The 14,378-nt window shown below is 61.0% G+C and carries 15 protein-coding genes; 12 read left to right on the top strand and 3 right to left on the bottom strand.

Annotation, left to right across the window (positions count from 1 at the left end):
• Nucleotides 1-268: 268 nt before the first annotated feature.
• Both FNU79_RS13600 and FNU79_RS13595 read right to left on the bottom strand, forming a co-directional pair.
• Nucleotides 269-910 carry an SRPBCC family protein gene (locus FNU79_RS13600; protein ID WP_124871194.1) on the bottom strand — a complete coding sequence of 214 codons (642 nt, stop codon included), beginning with the start codon at nt 908-910 and terminating at the stop codon, nt 269-271.
• Nucleotides 911-1,061: 151 nt separating this feature from the next.
• Nucleotides 1,062-1,361 carry a hypothetical protein gene (locus FNU79_RS13595; RefSeq protein WP_143721353.1) on the bottom strand — a complete coding sequence of 100 codons (300 nt, stop codon included), beginning with the start codon at nt 1,359-1,361 and terminating at the stop codon, nt 1,062-1,064.
• Between the two features lie 265 nt (nt 1,362-1,626).
• Here FNU79_RS13595 and FNU79_RS13590 point away from each other — a divergent pair, with 265 nt between their 5' ends.
• The 5 genes from FNU79_RS13590 to FNU79_RS13570 all read left to right on the top strand — a co-directional run bounded on the left by FNU79_RS13590 (nt 1,627) and on the right by FNU79_RS13570 (nt 8,333).
• Nucleotides 1,627-3,366, top strand: coding sequence for a long-chain-fatty-acid--CoA ligase (locus tag FNU79_RS13590; protein ID WP_143721352.1), 1,740 nt, complete (start codon nt 1,627-1,629; stop codon nt 3,364-3,366).
• Between the two features lie 62 nt (nt 3,367-3,428).
• Nucleotides 3,429-3,806 (top strand): response regulator, encoded by a 378-nt coding sequence (locus FNU79_RS13585; RefSeq protein WP_124871204.1) that lies wholly within the window; start codon nt 3,429-3,431, stop codon nt 3,804-3,806.
• Between the two features lie 43 nt (nt 3,807-3,849).
• Nucleotides 3,850-6,231 carry a transglycosylase domain-containing protein gene (locus FNU79_RS13580; protein WP_225430071.1) on the top strand — a complete coding sequence of 794 codons (2,382 nt, stop codon included), beginning with the start codon at nt 3,850-3,852 and terminating at the stop codon, nt 6,229-6,231.
• 73 nt (nt 6,232-6,304) lie between these two features.
• Nucleotides 6,305-8,032: a copper amine oxidase N-terminal domain-containing protein gene (locus tag FNU79_RS13575; RefSeq protein WP_143721351.1), complete on the top strand. Its 1,728-nt coding sequence runs from the start codon at nt 6,305-6,307 to the stop codon at nt 8,030-8,032.
• Between the two features lie 10 nt (nt 8,033-8,042).
• Complete coding sequence (locus FNU79_RS13570; RefSeq protein WP_143721350.1) at nt 8,043-8,333, top strand: hypothetical protein; 291 nt, start codon at nt 8,043-8,045, stop codon at nt 8,331-8,333.
• A gap of 33 nt (nt 8,334-8,366) precedes the next feature.
• Here FNU79_RS13570 and FNU79_RS13565 read toward each other — a convergent pair whose 3' ends face one another.
• Nucleotides 8,367-8,861, bottom strand: a complete 495-nt coding sequence (locus tag FNU79_RS13565) for a YbaY family lipoprotein (protein ID WP_143721349.1) — start codon at nt 8,859-8,861, stop codon at nt 8,367-8,369.
• 126 nt (nt 8,862-8,987) lie between these two features.
• Between FNU79_RS13565 and FNU79_RS13560 the strand changes: the two genes are divergently transcribed.
• The 7 genes from FNU79_RS13560 (at nt 8,988) to ahbA (ending at nt 14,370) form a co-directional block, all read left to right on the top strand.
• The gene (locus tag FNU79_RS13560) at nt 8,988-9,599 is read left to right on the top strand and encodes a DNA-3-methyladenine glycosylase family protein (RefSeq protein ID WP_143721348.1); all 612 of its coding nucleotides are present in this window, start codon (nt 8,988-8,990) and stop codon (nt 9,597-9,599) included.
• Between the two features lie 115 nt (nt 9,600-9,714).
• On the top strand, nt 9,715-10,410 hold the full coding sequence (locus FNU79_RS13555; protein ID WP_143721347.1) for a Crp/Fnr family transcriptional regulator: 696 nt from the start codon (nt 9,715-9,717) through the stop codon (nt 10,408-10,410).
• A gap of 15 nt (nt 10,411-10,425) precedes the next feature.
• A complete protein-coding gene (locus FNU79_RS13550) occupies nt 10,426-10,683 on the top strand; it encodes a hypothetical protein (protein WP_225430070.1) in 258 nt (85 codons plus the stop codon).
• A gap of 342 nt (nt 10,684-11,025) precedes the next feature.
• A complete protein-coding gene (locus FNU79_RS13545; RefSeq protein ID WP_404825794.1) occupies nt 11,026-12,114 on the top strand; it encodes a PP2C family protein-serine/threonine phosphatase in 1,089 nt (362 codons plus the stop codon).
• Nucleotides 12,115-12,193: 79 nt separating this feature from the next.
• Entirely contained in the window at nt 12,194-12,592 is a 399-nt protein-coding gene (locus tag FNU79_RS13540; RefSeq protein ID WP_143721346.1) for a RidA family protein, read from the top strand.
• A gap of 97 nt (nt 12,593-12,689) precedes the next feature.
• Complete coding sequence (locus FNU79_RS13535; RefSeq protein WP_143721345.1) at nt 12,690-13,208, top strand: Rrf2 family transcriptional regulator; 519 nt, start codon at nt 12,690-12,692, stop codon at nt 13,206-13,208.
• A gap of 106 nt (nt 13,209-13,314) precedes the next feature.
• Complete coding sequence (gene ahbA, locus FNU79_RS13530; protein WP_143721344.1) at nt 13,315-14,370, top strand: siroheme decarboxylase subunit alpha; 1,056 nt, start codon at nt 13,315-13,317, stop codon at nt 14,368-14,370.
• Nucleotides 14,371-14,378 lie beyond the last annotated feature (8 nt).

The following is a 14,378-nucleotide window of genomic DNA, read 5'->3' as shown; positions in this document are numbered from 1 at the left end:
TCGTAACAAGGTAACTGTACCGGAAGGTGCGGTTGGATCACCTCCTTTCATCTCACGCCCCTTACCGTTCACTAAAATCTGCTCTGTATCTTCAGCGCTCCCTTTCGCCTCGTGCGAAAGGGAGCGCTTCTTTGTTGTTGGATCGCCTGTCCTACCCTCCTGAAGCCCAAAAAAGGCGCTTAGCCTGTTTGTTTCAGCTACAGAAAATCAGTCACAAAAAAGCGGTGGGAAGGCTCTTAACCTTTCCCGCCGCCCTGTTTGTTGGAGCTTAGTTCTTGCTCTGGGCCTCGAAGCTCTGCTTGAACTTCTGGAGATCCTCGGCGATCTGCTGACTGGGTTCTTCACCAAAGATCTTAGCGACGGCGGCTCCGAGCGGGCCAGCCGGTGGGCGGTAGCTCAGCGCCACGTGCAGGCGGGTGCTGCCGTTGGGCATGCTTTCAAATTGGACGCTGCCCGCGTTGTCTACCGTCGCGCCGGGCAAGCTGTGCCAGCCGATACGCTCGCCGGGCTTATCGTTCACCACTTCGGCTTCCCACTCGACATGGGTGCCCAGCGGTGCTTTGGCGACCCAGCGGCTGCGGCGCTCGTCCAGCACCGTGACGGTTTCCAAGTGGCTCATGATCTGCGGCAAGTTGTCGAGCTTGCGCCAGAAGTCGTAAACGCTCTGGGCGGGCCGGTCGATCACGACGCTGTGTTCGACAAAGATCGGCTTGCTGCTGGTGGGGCCGCCGCCCGTGACTTGATTGACCATCTGTGAGCCGCCTGCCGCCCTAAAAATTAGGAAGCCGCCGGCTGCGGCCATCAGTAAGCCGAGTGGGCCGCGTTTAATCAAGCCAAACAAAGCGAGTGCGCCGCCTGCCGCGCCAGTAATGAGGCGTTGCTGGTCTTTGGTATTGGATTCCATGGTCATAAGTTCCTCCTGTAAAGCGCCGTAAAGCCGCGCTCGTCCTGACCTCTGAGTGTAGTACGTTCACGCCGCTGAGCCGGCGCGGTTTAATACCAGATTAACGTTCGGGGCCTGAGCAGCCAGCAGGGGACAGGCAAGAGGTTTCTCGGAGGGCTTAACTCTCGCGGTTGCGGTCTTCGCCAGTTTGCCCCATGCGAGTAGTACCTGCTCCCTCGGCGGGTTGCTGTCCCTGCGGACTGAGCATTCCGCTGTTGTCCATCTGCTGATCCGGGTCGCTCGTCTCCTCAAAGCCTGCGCCACTCTGCGATCCGCTGCGCTGGTGGGCTTCCTCGACTTGCTGAGCGGCGGCGGTCTCGGCTACGTCGCTGCTCGACAAGTTGCTGTTGGCTCCGTAGCTCACGTCGGCCCGCCCGGTGTTTTGCTCAGCGGTCTCAGGATTGGTTGGATTGTCCATAGCAGCAGTCTGGCTAACGGTATGGAGAGGTGGATGTGGACGGCCTTTACATCTTCTGGTTGCAGGGGTGCGGCGTATTTGCGGCGGAGCTGAATACCCCTAGACGCCCTCGAGCTAAAACTTTATACTGAGTTCAAATAATTTTGTATCCAGGTATACTGATTCAAGCGGGTGCAGCGCCTTTTTCAAGTTTGCAATGCTCAGTCTCTCGGTATGAGCCTCTCGGCACCCGCTTTCCGCTCCCACTCGATTAAGGAGGCTGTCAATGAATAAGCCGTGGCTCAAGCATTACCAAAATGGAGTGCCCCATGAATTTGCAGGGGAGGCTTTAACCCTGCCTCAGCTTCTTGAACGCGCCTCGGAGCGCTTTGGCAAGGAACCCGCTTTGGAATTTTTGGGCCACCGCCAAGCTTACCGCCAGCTCTGGGCCAACGTGCAGCACTTCGCCAGCGGTTTGCAGGCGCTCGGTGTCCAAAAGGGTGACCGGGTGGCGATTATGCTGCCCAATACGCCGCAGTTCGTGGTGGCTTTTTTTGGTGCGGCGCTGGCGGGCGCGGTGGTGGTCAATACCTCGCCGCTGTACGTGGCCCACGAACTGGAGCATCAACTGATTGACTCAGGAGCCAGCGTGCTGGTGATGCTCGACAGCTTCTATCCGCGTTTTGCTGAGATCGAAAACAATCCCGCTCTCAGCGTGCGCCGCGTCATCGTGACCGGCATTCAAGACGCCCTGCCATTTCCCAAAAACTTGCTTTACCCACTGCTGGAAAAGCGCAAGGGCACTTGGGTGGACGTCAAAGAGCAGGGCAAGGTGCTCACCTTCGGGCATCTGCTCGAACAAGCCCAAGACCACCCTGTCGCGCCCCGCTCAGTACCCATCGGCGTGGATGATGTGGCGCTGCTGCAGTACACAGGCGGCACCACCGGCGTGCCCAAAGGGGCCATGCTGACCCACCGCAACTTGGTGGCCAACGCTCAGCAAGCCGCCGCTTGGATGCCGGACTTGCGCGACGGCCAAGAAGTCACTTTGGGGGCTATTCCCTTTTTTCACGTCTACGGCATGACGGTGGCCATGAACCTGAGCTTGTTGATCGGGGCCAATATCGTGCTGATTCCCAATCCGCGCGATATCAAAGCGCTGCTGAGCGCTATCGAAAAATCTGGCGTGACGCTGTTTCCCGGCGTGCCGACTCTCTATAACGCCATCAACAACTCGCCGCTGACCCCCGAATATGACCTCAAAACCGTGCGGGCCTGCATTTCGGGCAGCGCTGCCTTGCCTTCAGAAACCGCCCGAAAGTTCCGCGAAATTACCGGCGGAGCCAACTTGGTGGAGGGCTACGGCCTGACCGAGAGCAGCCCGATTACCCACACCAACCCGGTGGGCGGCGAGCAGCGGGAAGGCAGCATCGGCTTGCCCCTGCCGGGAATTGACGCCAGCGTGCGCGACGACCAGGGGCGGGAAGTGCCGGTTGGCGAGATCGGTGAACTGTGGGTGGCTGGCCCTAACATCATGGCCGGGTACTGGCAGCGCAGTGAGGCCACCGCCGAAACCATCGTGGAGGAGCTGACCGAAGAAGGTCAGGTGCGCTGGCTCAAGACTGGCGACATGGCCCGCATGGACGAAGACGGCTATTTCAGCATCGTCGACCGCAAAAAAGAGCTGATCTTGGTGGGCGGCCACAATGTGTATCCACGTGAAGTCGAAGAAGTGCTCTACCAACATCCGGCGGTGCTGGAAGCCGCCGTGATCGGCGTGCCGGATACTTACCGGGGCGAGCATGTCAAGGCCTTTGTGGTGCTCAAGCCGGAACACAGCGTCACGCCGGAGCAGATCACCGCTTTTTGTAAACAGCAGCTCAGCGCCTTCAAAGCTCCCCGCAGCGTGGAGTTTAGGAGCGAGTTGCCGCTCTCGGCGGCGGGCAAAGTGCTGCGCCGTGTACTGGCCGAAGAAGAGAAGGCCAAAATGGAGCAAGCCACAGTGGCGGCGAGCGCCGGAGCTTAAACGCCCGCGCTCTCACCCAACCTCGCATTCTCCACCCCAGCCCTGCATTATGATGAGCCAATATGTCGCATACCATCCTCGTCGCGGACGATGAACCGGCCATCCGTACCATGCTGGAAGTCATTTTGTCGGCAGATGGGCACGAGATCGTGGCGGTCGCCGACGGCAAGTCCGCGCTGGAATACCTCCAGACCCACACCCCCGATGTGATGCTGCTCGATATCAACATGCCGTATATGGACGGCTTTGAAATTTGCTCGCGGGTCAAGCGCATCAAGCGCCTGCGTAATACGCCGGTGCTGCTGCTGACCGCCATGGACGACGACCACACCCGCGACCATGCCAAATTGGTCGGGGCCGATGACATCGTGTCTAAGCCGCTGTCAGGCAAGAATTTGCGGGGCCGCATCACCCATTTGCTGAGCGGACGCCAACCGTAACGAGGAAGAGTGCAGTGAACCGAGCTATCGGGGAGAGAAACACATGGTCTTGAGGTTGTTTTTGCAGTTCTTGAAATTCGTGGGCGCACTGATCGTCGCCGCCGTTTTTATCGGTGTGGGGATCGCTGCCACTTACGGCACCAAATGGGCGCGGGAGTTGCCGGATTTTCGCCAGCTCGATACACTGAGTCTCGGGGCGATTACCCGCGTCTACGCCCGCGACAACAGCCCGCTGGGCACGCTGGTGCCCAAAGTCGGCGACCAAAAAGTCAGCCGCACCCTGGTCAAGCTCGATGAGATCAGCCCTTTTATGACGGCGGCGCTGATTACCAACGAAGATCGGCGCTTCTTCCAGCATTACGGCCTCGATCCTTACGGCATTGCGCGTCAGTTTCGGCGTTTATCGCAAAAAGAAGACGTGCAGGGCGGCAGCACGCTGACCAATCAGCTCGTTCGCAATACTTTGCTGCTCAAAGAATACCAACTGGCCCGCACCCCAGACCGCAAAATCAAGGAATGGATGCTCAGTGTGCTGGTGGAGCGGGCCTTTACCAAAGAAGAGATTTTGCAAGACTACCTCAATGCCATTTACTGGGGCGACGGCGGGCCGGTGGAACTCTACGGCATCTACTCGGCTTCGCAGGCTTATTTCGGTAAAGCCCCGCGTGACCTCGATTTGGCCCAAAGCGTTTACCTGACCACCTTGGTGCCGAGCCCGCGTGGGCGTTATAACAACTACCCCAATCAGCGCGGCTACATGCGCTCGCTGCTGACCCGCATGGTGCAGGACGGCTGGGTGACGCAGGAGCAGGCCAACGCCGCTTGGAAAGAAAAATTGGTGCCGCGCGGCTGGCAAGTCGCTTATGACGGCCAAGGCAAGCTGACCAGCAGCAAACTGGTGGACAAAACGGCGGTCTACCAGAAAGCCGTGACCACCGTGCGCTACCCCGATTTCGTGCAGCAAGTCGAGCAGGAACTCGTCGCCCGCTTGGGACGCGACAAGGTCTACGGCTCTGGGGGCCTCAGGGTTTACACCACTATTGATCCGCGTATTCAGGCAGCGGTGGAAAAAGCCAGCTTGAATGCCCAGATTCCGCCCAGAACGACGCTGGCCGCCGTCATCAGCGATCCGTTCAACGGTGACGTGCTGGGGATGATCGGCCAGAAGCTGCGCCCTGGCGTGACCCCGCCCGAGTGGAACAACGCCGCGCAGGGCCAGCGCCAGATCGGATCGACCATCAAGCCGCTGCTTTACACCACCGCCCTGTCTACCGACAAATTTACCCAGCTCACCACCCGTGACGACAAGCCGATCAGCTTTCCTTGCCCCAGTTGCAAGGGCGGCTTTTACGCGCCCAAAGACTTTGAAGGTGAGATGACATTCCGCAACATGACCCTGCGTGAAGCGCTCGACCGCTCGCTCAACTTGCCCACCGTACGAATCGCCGACGATGTTGGACTGCCGACTTTCTTCGGCAAGCTCAAAGACTTGGGGATTCCGCCCAATGACGGCACCGGCCTCGCGGCGGCGCTGGGCGCGGTCGAAACCACCCCAGTCAAGATGGCGGCGGCCTACGCGCCGTTTGCCAACGGCGGCCTGTATCATCCGCCGCGCTACATCACCCGCGTCACCACCGCACGCGGCGAGGTGCTCTACGACGTGGTCAACGAAGTCGAGCGCCCCAAGCGGGTCTGGTCGCCGCAAGTGGCGTATCTGGGCCTCGACATGATTCAGGGCGTGGTCAACGACCTCACCACCAGCCAAGGCGGGTTTTCCGAACCGGCCCGTATCCCAGGCTGGCCGGTAGGCGGCAAGACTGGCACCAGCAACGGCCCCAAGGACTTGTGGTTTGTGGGCGTCAATCCGTACTATGTCGGCGCGGTCTGGATCGGCATTCAGCAGGGCGGCAACATGGCCACCAACATCTATTCGGGCGTCTGGGCACCGCCGATCTGGCACAACATGATGGTCAGCGCTCTGGCTGGCAAAACTGCCCGTGACTTCGGGCCGCCGCCGCCCGGCATTTACAAGACGGCGCTGCCGCCCATTGGCCCGTTGCAAACGGTTCAGGTGGCCATGCTCGATCCGCGTTTCCGCGACGCCGCCAACGGAGTCCCGGAGCAGATTCCCGCCCGGCCTCAGTACCAAGAAGTGGGCCTCGGCAGCAGCGATCCTTCGACCACCGTGATTTATGTGGACATCACCACTGGGCGGCTGGCCACCGAGTTCACCAAGCCGGCCAATATCGCGCCGCGCCGCATTTACACGTCGCAAATCGCCAGCTACGCTTCCGACGGCGACGTGACGCCGCTGCCCGACGAGACCGCCGACCCCGCCGCCGTCAAGGCCTTTCATCAGTCCAATGGCAATTTGCCTATCACGACGCCGCCCGCGCCGCCAACACCGCCCAAACCCGGCAGCTAGCTCCCTTATCAAAGAGCCATCGGCGGGACAATGCAGCCAGAAGTGCATCAGCTTGGCTGCGTATACTCGCCGAATGCCTTTTCGCCTGCCTTTTTCTTTTCTTCTTCCCGCTCTCCTCGGCGCAGGTCTGCTGCTGAGTTCGGCGTCAGCCGCCGCCTCGGCGCAGCTTCAGGGCGGCACCGACCAAACGGCGGCGCTGCTCAGCGGCCAGCCCACCAAGCTCACCAACCCGCCGCGTTTGGTGCAGGGCCGCACGGTATTGCCGCTCCTCGAAGTTTCGGCGCTGCTGGGCCAGCCGGTCAGCCAAACGCTGGGGCGAATAGCGGTGGGGCGCTTGGTGATTGACCCCACGTCGCTTAATGTCACGCTCGACGCCGCGCCTCAGCCGAGCGGCAGCGCCGCGCTGATCGGCGATGTGCTGTATCTGAACGCCCGAGTGCTGGCCGACGGCCTGAATGCCAACCTGAGCTTCTCCGACGATGGCCGCAGTTTCTCGCTGACCGCGCTGCCGCTCGGTGGCGACCCGCTGCTGCCTCAGGCCCGCTTCAGCACCGATAAAGCGGTTTACGCGCCGGGCGAAAAAGTCATTTACACCGACTATCCCTTCGACCCTGACGGCGCGGATATCGTCAGCCGCAAATGGAGCAACAAGCGCGACGTGTATTTCGAGCCGGGCAGCTACACCGTGACCTTGCAAGTCACCAATTCGCGCGGCCAAGTCAGCGCTCCTTATTCGCGTACGCTCACTGTGGTTGGCCCGCTGATGGACACGCCCTTGAGCTACGCCCTCAAGTACGCCGACCCCGGCGAGAGCTTCCCCGACACCTTAGTCAACACTTATCCGCTGGTGGGCACCCAGTCTATGGTCACTGCCGCCACCACATTGATTTTTTCCAACAGCCCCGAAGCGCCCGTTCAAAGCGGCCTGCTCTACCAAGACACCGTGTCGGGCCGCGCCCGTTTGTTGGCTTACCACCTGAATTCGCTGAGCCAACCCGCCCGCTTTTATACGGTGGCCCGCAACCTCGAATCGCGTCCGGTGGAGATCAGCACCGAGCGCCTCGGCGAAACGGCTCCCACCCGCATCGAAGGGCAGCTCGGCCAAGTCACTTTGCTCGATTACTTTGCGGGCTCGGCTCAGCAGCGCTTTACTTTGCAGCCCGGCGAGAGCGTGGCCCTCTACGCCAGTCCGACCCTGAATCCGGGCAGCGGCGTGAATGTGCTGCAAGACATCACGACTTCCGGGCGGGTCGAGCTGACTTTCGCCATGCTCGAAGACAAGCTGCCGCCCAGTGCTACCGTTTTGCAGCAGCTTCCTTACCTGCCTGCCGACGGCAAACACGTGCGCGGCACCTTTCCCAACGCCGTAAAAATCATTCGGGCGCAGCTCGGCTCGCTGCCTGCCCGGATGCTCATCGGTGACGGCCAGATCGACCCGGCCATTCTCGGCAGTGACGTGCTGAGTGGCCAGCCAGTACGGCTGAGTGGCAATTACGGCGTGCTGTACGACATTCAGATCATGGGCACCAGCGGCGTGGCGGTGGCGCTGAGTCCCCGGGGCGGCCTTTATAGGGGAGCCATGAACGTGCAAGACGGCCCGATCAGCCAAACTGTCAAACTGCCGCGCAGTGGAGTGGCCATCACGCCGGACAAGCCCACGCTGCTGTGGCGCTCTCAAAGTGACCAGCTCAAAATAGATTTCGTTCCGGCCAGCGGCAGCAATTTGCCGATCAGCTTGGTGTTTTATCAGGCGCGCACCCCCGGCACGCTGGGTAGCCTCACCAAAACCTACAACCCATGAAGCTGACCTCGTGAAACTTCGCTGGACATCCCGCAGTCTGCGGGTGCGCTTGGACGACCTGGAAGTGGCAGCTCTGCTCGGCGGTAAGCGCTTGGAAGCGGCGCTCAACTGGCCGGGCGGCGGCTGGCGGGTGGTGCTTGACCCCCACAGCGCTGAAGTGGTGGGCGACGGGCCGAGCTTGACGGTGGGTCTGCAAGGCAGCCTCGCTCAACTGGCCGACCCGCACACCGAGGGCGTCCGGCTGAGCGGCCCGGTGCGGGTAGACGTGGAAAAAGACTACCGCCCCGAACACTTGGAGTGAAACGGAGCAGTTGGTTGCGCTAGGGTTGCTGCATTACGGAGCGCTGACCCGCATGTCGGCCAGAATGCGCTTGGCGGCGGGATTGATGAGCTGCTGAACCGTATTGCTGTAAATCAGTTTGCCCGCCGCGTTGTTGACGCTCACCCGCACGGCGTATTGCCCGCTGCTGGTAAAGCGGCGTGGGCTGGAGACGAGTTGGTAGCTGACTGGCAGCGAGGCGCTGGGAAAGGTGGTGCTCACCAAGGTTTTGGCGGCAGTCGGAACGGTAATGTCGCGCAGTTCCACCGTCACTTTGCTGCCTGCCGGTAAATCGGTGCGCCCGGCGCTGCCAGTGGCGACGCGCCCGCGAACGTCTACCCAGTCGGCGGGAATGTTCTGATCCACAAACGCCGGAACCGTGCGGCGGGTAGGTGCGGCGGCCTTCTGGCCGGGTTTGGTGATAGTCACGCCGTTGATGACAGTTTGGGCTTGAGTGGTTGGCGCAGCGCCTAGCAGTAAGGTGGCGGCAAAAAGTGAGAAAATCTTCATCCATCTAGGGTAACAAGCCGAGGTGAGGAGAAAGCGCAGCGCGTTGCAATGCTGTCAGGAAACCGTCAGTTCAGCGCCCGGGGCAGGCGTGGCTGCTCGGCGCTCTGCTTTTGGCATACTGCCTGCATGCCCCGTTTGCCCGCTGCCCACCTCGCCCTGGCCCGCGACCCGGCGCTGATCCCGCTGCTGGAAGCTGGCCCGCTGCCGGAGTTGCCGCCCGCCGCCGACCCGCTGGCGTCGCTGATCCGCAGCGTCAACGCCCAGCAGCTCTCTGTCAAAGCGGCGGCGGCCATTGCCGAGCGGGTGGCGGCGGCCACCGACAATTTTGACTCCGCTTCTCTGCTCAGCGCCGTGCCGGAAACGTTGCGGGCGCTGGGCCTGTCGTGGGCCAAAGTCCGCACCGTGCAGGCCATTGCCGCCGCCGAGCAAAGCGGCCAGATTGACTTCGCTCACTTGGCCGGCTTGGACGATGAAGCGGTGATTGCTGCGCTGACCGTCTTGCCTGGGATTGGCCGCTGGACGGCGGAGATGTTTTTGCTCTTCGCATTGGCCCGCCCCGACGTTTTTAGTTTCGGGGACTTGGCGCTGCGAAAAGCGCTGGCGCAGTATTACCCTGACCAAGATCACGCGGCGGTGGTGCGAGGTTGGCAGCCGCACCGCAGTTACGCGGCCCGGTTGCTGTGGCGCACCTTCCACGTCACGCCGGGGGTGGTCGAGGCGGCCAAGCGTTTGGCATGAGCGCCTCAGACCAGCCGGCAGCCCAGGCCAGTCGGTAGACTGACGAGCTGTACACTTGGGGAAGCCGCTGCACTTCGGATTTTTTAAGCCTGCTTGAGCTATCCTAAGGACAATCATGAATTATCCCAGTCTGGTATGGCACCTCAAGCGCACGGAGCTGTTCGCAGATTTAGAGCTGGCTGAGCTGGAAAAAGTGGCTGCTGCGACGCCCTACCGCTCTTACCAGTCCGGCGAAGTCATCTACCGCATGGATGATCCGGCGGACGCCCTCTACTTTGTGCGCTCCGGCCTAGTCAAGATCAGCAAGCTTTTTCCCAACGGCAAAGAAGCCATTCTCAGCGTGGTGGGTCAGCATGACACTTTCGGTGAGCTGCTATTGCAACCTGAAGAGCGCCGCCCCACCCAGGCTGAAACGCTCGAGCGCACCACCCTGATCGTCTTGCCGCGTGGGGAGCTGCAAAAATTGCTCACCGCCAAGCCCGACCTGGCCATGAAGCTGATTCGGTTGATGGCCGCCCGGTTGTTCGAGGCCCAGTCGTGGAGCGCCGAGGTCAGCGCCTACAGCGCACCTGAACGGGTCGCCAGCTTGCTCTACCGCCTCGCGCGTGAGTTTGGCCGTCCACATCCGCAGGGCGTGGAGCTGAGCTTGCGCCTCAATCAGGAAGATATTGCCCGGATGGTGGGAGCCACCCGCGAAACGGTGAGCCACAGCCTGAGTAAGCTCAAGCAGGGCGGAGCCATCGTGCGCCCCCGAACGCCGATTATCGTGCGGATGGACGCCCTCAAGCGCTACATCGAAACCGGCCAGTAAGAGCGGCGCGGTAAAATGCACCCCAAGCACATTCACTACCTTGAAGGGCGGGGCCAGCAAGCTGAAGGCACTTTGCTGGCCTTTTTGCAGCGGCTCGGCCCGCAGCCGGGTCTGCTCGGCGCATATCTGCTCGCCGCGCCCACGCAGCCGGGTGTGTGGCTGCTCGAAAGCCACTGGGAAGGTGAGGTGCCAGTACTTGACATCCCGCAGGGCTATCAGCACTGGAGCTTTGAAGTGCGGGCGGCGATTGGAGAAGGCGGTCAAACGCCGTGACTTCATGGCCTGGATTAAGGCTGGGGATGGGCTGGATTACCTGTCTTAAAATGCATTCAGAAATCTGAAAGGGTAGACTGTTTATCCTTGACTCAGTCAGTGCTCATGCTCGACTGAGGAGCAAGGCCGTATCTTCTCCCCCCACTTCCCCCGCTGGATTCAGGGCCAACCGTTAGGAGGCCCACACCGCCAGCGGCCTAACCCTCTATCATCAGTCTTAGTTCTGTCAAAATTCTGACAAGCCCAATAGCCACCAGTTCGGAGCCGTCCGCGCTCCCTGCCCTGATCCGCGCCTGTGCATGATCGGTGCCTTCTCTCTACGTCACTCAAAGGAGCAGCAGTATGGCCACCTCGCACCCGCCGTCAATCTATACTCTGTTTATGCGCCGCAGCGCGACTTCTCCTTTGTTGTCTGGCTTGTTGACCGATAAGGGTCGGCAGCGCAGCGTCAATCAGGACGCGGGTTTGGCGGTGGAGTCGCTTTCGGGCGGGCTTTACGCTGTTGCTGACGGAATGGGCGGGCACGCGGCGGGCGAGCTGGCCGCCAACTTGGCCCTCGATGCGCTGGGCAACACCTTCCTCAAAGGCCGCAAACGTCCGCCGGAGCGGCTCGCCGAAGCGGTGCAGGCGGCCAACCTCGAAGTGATGCACCACGCGGTTGGCGAATATGTTGGCATGGGCACCACTTTGGTGGCGCTGGCCATCGACAAGGGCGCGGCGCTGCTGGCCCACGTTGGCGATTCGCGGGCTTACCTGCTGCGCGGCGGCGAGCTGACCCGCCTCACCGAAGACCATTCGTGGGTGGCCGAGCAGGTGCGGCTGGGCCACCTCACCGAAGCCGAGGCGCGTGAGCACCAATGGCGCAGTGTGGTGAGCAACGCGCTGGGCGGCGAAGAACGGGTGCGCCTAGAGCTGTACGGGTTTGCGCTCAAACAAGGCGACCGCTTGATGCTGTGCAGTGACGGCCTGAGTGGCGTGGTCGAGGAGCACGATCTCAAGGCCATGTTGGGCTGGGGGCTGCCGCCGGCGATCACGGTGCAGCGATTGGTGGACGCCGCCAATTCGCTGGGCGGCCCCGACAACGTCACGGCGGTGGTGGTTGACGTGGACAGCCAGCAACCCCTACCGAGCTACAGCTTGCCGCCGCGCCAAAACGACGGCCCGATTTATATCGATGTCTTGCTGGGCAGCCGCAAGGGCAGCAGCCCGCTGGTCTACGCGGCGCTGGCCTTGGTGTACTTTGCCTTGATGGGAGCGCTGCTGTTTCAAGAGGAGCGCACCTTCATTTTGTCGGTCTCGGCGGCGGTGCTCATCGGCGTGCTGCTGTGGATGAAGTGGCACAGCCAACGCCGCCTTCAGCAGGCCTTGCCTCAAGCGTTGCGGCTGAAAAAAACTTCGGGGCCGCCAAAAGACCAGCAAGATTTGAATTGAGGTTTGGGAAAGTGGGCGGCAGGTCGCGGCAAGAAGGCGAGTTTGGATCAAGGTTTCACACGCCCGCTACAATGAAGCCATGACCGATTCATCTCGCCCGGCCAAACGTGTGATCTCGACTGCCAAAGCCCCCGCCGCCATCGGGCCGTACAGCCAAGCGGTGCGCTTCGGCAACCTGCTTATCACCAGCGGCCAAATTCCGCTGACGCCCGCAGGCCACCTTGTCGAAGGCGGCATCGCCGAGCAGAGTAAGCAAGTATTTGACAACTTGGCGGCCCTGCTGGCGGAAGCGGGTGCGGATTTTGGCGACGTGGTCAAAACCACCGTATTTCTGAGCGACATGAACAACTTCGCGGCCATGAATGCCGTCTACGCCGAGTATTTCAAAGCTCCCTATCCGGCCCGCTCGACGGTGCAGGTCGCCCGCCTCCCGCGTGACGTGATGGTCGAAATTGAAGTGATGGCGCAGCTCCAGTAACGTTTTGCCGCGCTCAACCGGCTCCGTTGCTTTGACTGCACTGGCTTGACTTCAGCGCAGCCTGTAAGTAACATGCTGACATGTTGAGGCGCAGCTTATGACGGTTTCCAGCCGCTTTTCGGTGGCCTCGCACGTGCTGGCGCTGCTCAGTCTTTATCCGGAACAGTCCATGAGCTCCGAAAAGCTGGCGTGCAGCGTGGGCGTCAATCCGGTGATCGTGCGCGGCATTAGCAGCATGATGCGCCGCGCCGGATTGGTGTGCTCGCAGCAGGGCGTGACTGGCCTCAAGCTGGCGAGGGCCGCCGACCAGATCAGCTTGCTAGACATTTACCAAGCGGTACAGCCCCCAGAGCGCTTGATCGCTCTCCATGAGCATCCCAGCGAAGACTGCACGGTGGGACGGCACATTCAGGCCGCGCTGGGGCAAATCTGTGCCGAGGCGCAAGCGGCTTTGGAAGCTCGGCTGGCCCAGACTTCTTTGGCGGCGCTGGCCCAAGAACTGCACCACATGGAGCTGGGGAACTTGGAGTTGAGCGATTTAGAATTGAATCAATTGAAACAAAGTCTGCGCCATGTCGATAATATGGGCCGCATTCAGGATGTGTCGGCTGACTGAACGTTCGGTCAAGAAGTGCTCAAAATGGCTGAACACCCAAGAGAACGGCTCCGTAAGCAGACGATTCAAGGACGTTTTACTGTGAGGAGGCTGTTAGGCTGAGTGCATGACTGCTCCTGCTCTGATTCCCACGCCGGTCGCCGCGCCGACGCTGCGCGAACTGCTGCTCAACCGCATCCAAAAAGACATCCCGCTGGTGCAGCGCCCCTACGCGGTGCTGGCGCAGGAAGTGGGCCTGAGCGAAGCTGAAGCGCTCACCATTTTGCGCGAAGTCAAGGCCAGCGGCGTGCTGCGCCAAGTCAGCGCTATTTTCGATACCCGTACGCTGGGCTATCAATCGAGTTTGGTGGCTGCTGTCTATGACGAAGAACAGCTCGACGCGGGCGCGGAAATCGTCAATCAGCACCCCGGCGTGAGCCACAACTACAAGCGCAACCACGACTTTAATTTGTGGTACACCATCGCCGTGCCGCCGGAGAGCGACCTTGCCGCCCACGTTGACCGCCTGCACGCCTTATCGGGAGCCAAACTCACCCGCTTAATGCCCACCTTGCACCTCTACAAGATCGGGGTGGAGTTTGACATGACCGGCAACGAAGCTTGGAACGCCAAGAGCAAGCCGCAGTACACCAGCGCTCAGCGCAATATCGGCTACGCCGTGACCGAGCTGGATAAACGTTTCGTGGTGGAGTTTCAAAAGGATTTGCCGATCACCGAGGAGCCGTATGCCGACGCCTGCGCTGCGCTGGGTTTGAGTATCGAGGAAGTGGCCGCCCACGCCGATCAGATGAAGGCTGCGGGTGCTCTGCGGCGCATCAGCGCGGTGCTCAAGCACCAATCGGCGGGCTTCACCTTCAACGCCATGGGCGTGTGGGCGGTGCCGCAGGAACAAGTCGCCGAAATCGGGCAGGAGATGGCCGGCTTCAAAGCAGTGTCGCACTGTTATTTGCGCCCCACTTATCCCGAATGGCCCTACACCATCTTCACGATGGTTCACGGACGCAGCAAGGAAGAAGCCTTCGGCAAGATTCAGGCCATTCACGACGAGGTCGCGCCGTTTGACCACGCTATTTTGTATTCCACCAAAGAATATAAAAAAGTGCGCTTGGAGTTTTACAAGCCGGATTTTTATGAATGGGAGCAGGCGCAGCAGTTAAGCTGAGCTGCTGA

Origin of the sequence: Deinococcus detaillensis (genome assembly GCF_007280555.1) — a bacterium.
GTDB classification, from domain to species: Bacteria; Deinococcota; Deinococci; order Deinococcales; family Deinococcaceae; genus Deinococcus; species Deinococcus detaillensis.
Note: the sequence above shows the minus strand (reverse complement) of the source record. Positions and strands in the feature narration are given on the sequence as shown.

What these genes read in the sequence shown, in the direction of transcription:
- FNU79_RS13600 (WP_124871194.1), bottom strand. Translation starts at nt 910, where the DNA reads ATGACCATGGAATCCAATACCAAAGACCAGCAACGCCTCATTACTGGC.
- FNU79_RS13595 (WP_143721353.1), bottom strand. Translation starts at nt 1,361, where the DNA reads ATGGACAATCCAACCAATCCTGAGACCGCTGAGCAAAACACCGGGCGG.
- FNU79_RS13590 (WP_143721352.1), top strand. Translation starts at nt 1,627, where the DNA reads ATGAATAAGCCGTGGCTCAAGCATTACCAAAATGGAGTGCCCCATGAA.
- FNU79_RS13585 (WP_124871204.1), top strand. Translation starts at nt 3,429, where the DNA reads ATGTCGCATACCATCCTCGTCGCGGACGATGAACCGGCCATCCGTACC.
- FNU79_RS13580 (WP_225430071.1), top strand. Translation starts at nt 3,850, where the DNA reads ATGGTCTTGAGGTTGTTTTTGCAGTTCTTGAAATTCGTGGGCGCACTG.
- FNU79_RS13575 (WP_143721351.1), top strand. Translation starts at nt 6,305, where the DNA reads ATGCCTTTTCGCCTGCCTTTTTCTTTTCTTCTTCCCGCTCTCCTCGGC.
- FNU79_RS13565 (WP_143721349.1), bottom strand. Translation starts at nt 8,861, where the DNA reads ATGAAGATTTTCTCACTTTTTGCCGCCACCTTACTGCTAGGCGCTGCG.
- FNU79_RS13560 (WP_143721348.1), top strand. Translation starts at nt 8,988, where the DNA reads ATGCCCCGTTTGCCCGCTGCCCACCTCGCCCTGGCCCGCGACCCGGCG.
- FNU79_RS13555 (WP_143721347.1), top strand. Translation starts at nt 9,715, where the DNA reads ATGAATTATCCCAGTCTGGTATGGCACCTCAAGCGCACGGAGCTGTTC.
- FNU79_RS13550 (WP_225430070.1), top strand. Translation starts at nt 10,426, where the DNA reads ATGCACCCCAAGCACATTCACTACCTTGAAGGGCGGGGCCAGCAAGCT.
- FNU79_RS13545 (WP_404825794.1), top strand. Translation starts at nt 11,026, where the DNA reads ATGGCCACCTCGCACCCGCCGTCAATCTATACTCTGTTTATGCGCCGC.
- FNU79_RS13540 (WP_143721346.1), top strand. Translation starts at nt 12,194, where the DNA reads ATGACCGATTCATCTCGCCCGGCCAAACGTGTGATCTCGACTGCCAAA.
- FNU79_RS13535 (WP_143721345.1), top strand. Translation starts at nt 12,690, where the DNA reads ATGACGGTTTCCAGCCGCTTTTCGGTGGCCTCGCACGTGCTGGCGCTG.
- ahbA (WP_143721344.1), top strand. Translation starts at nt 13,315, where the DNA reads ATGACTGCTCCTGCTCTGATTCCCACGCCGGTCGCCGCGCCGACGCTG.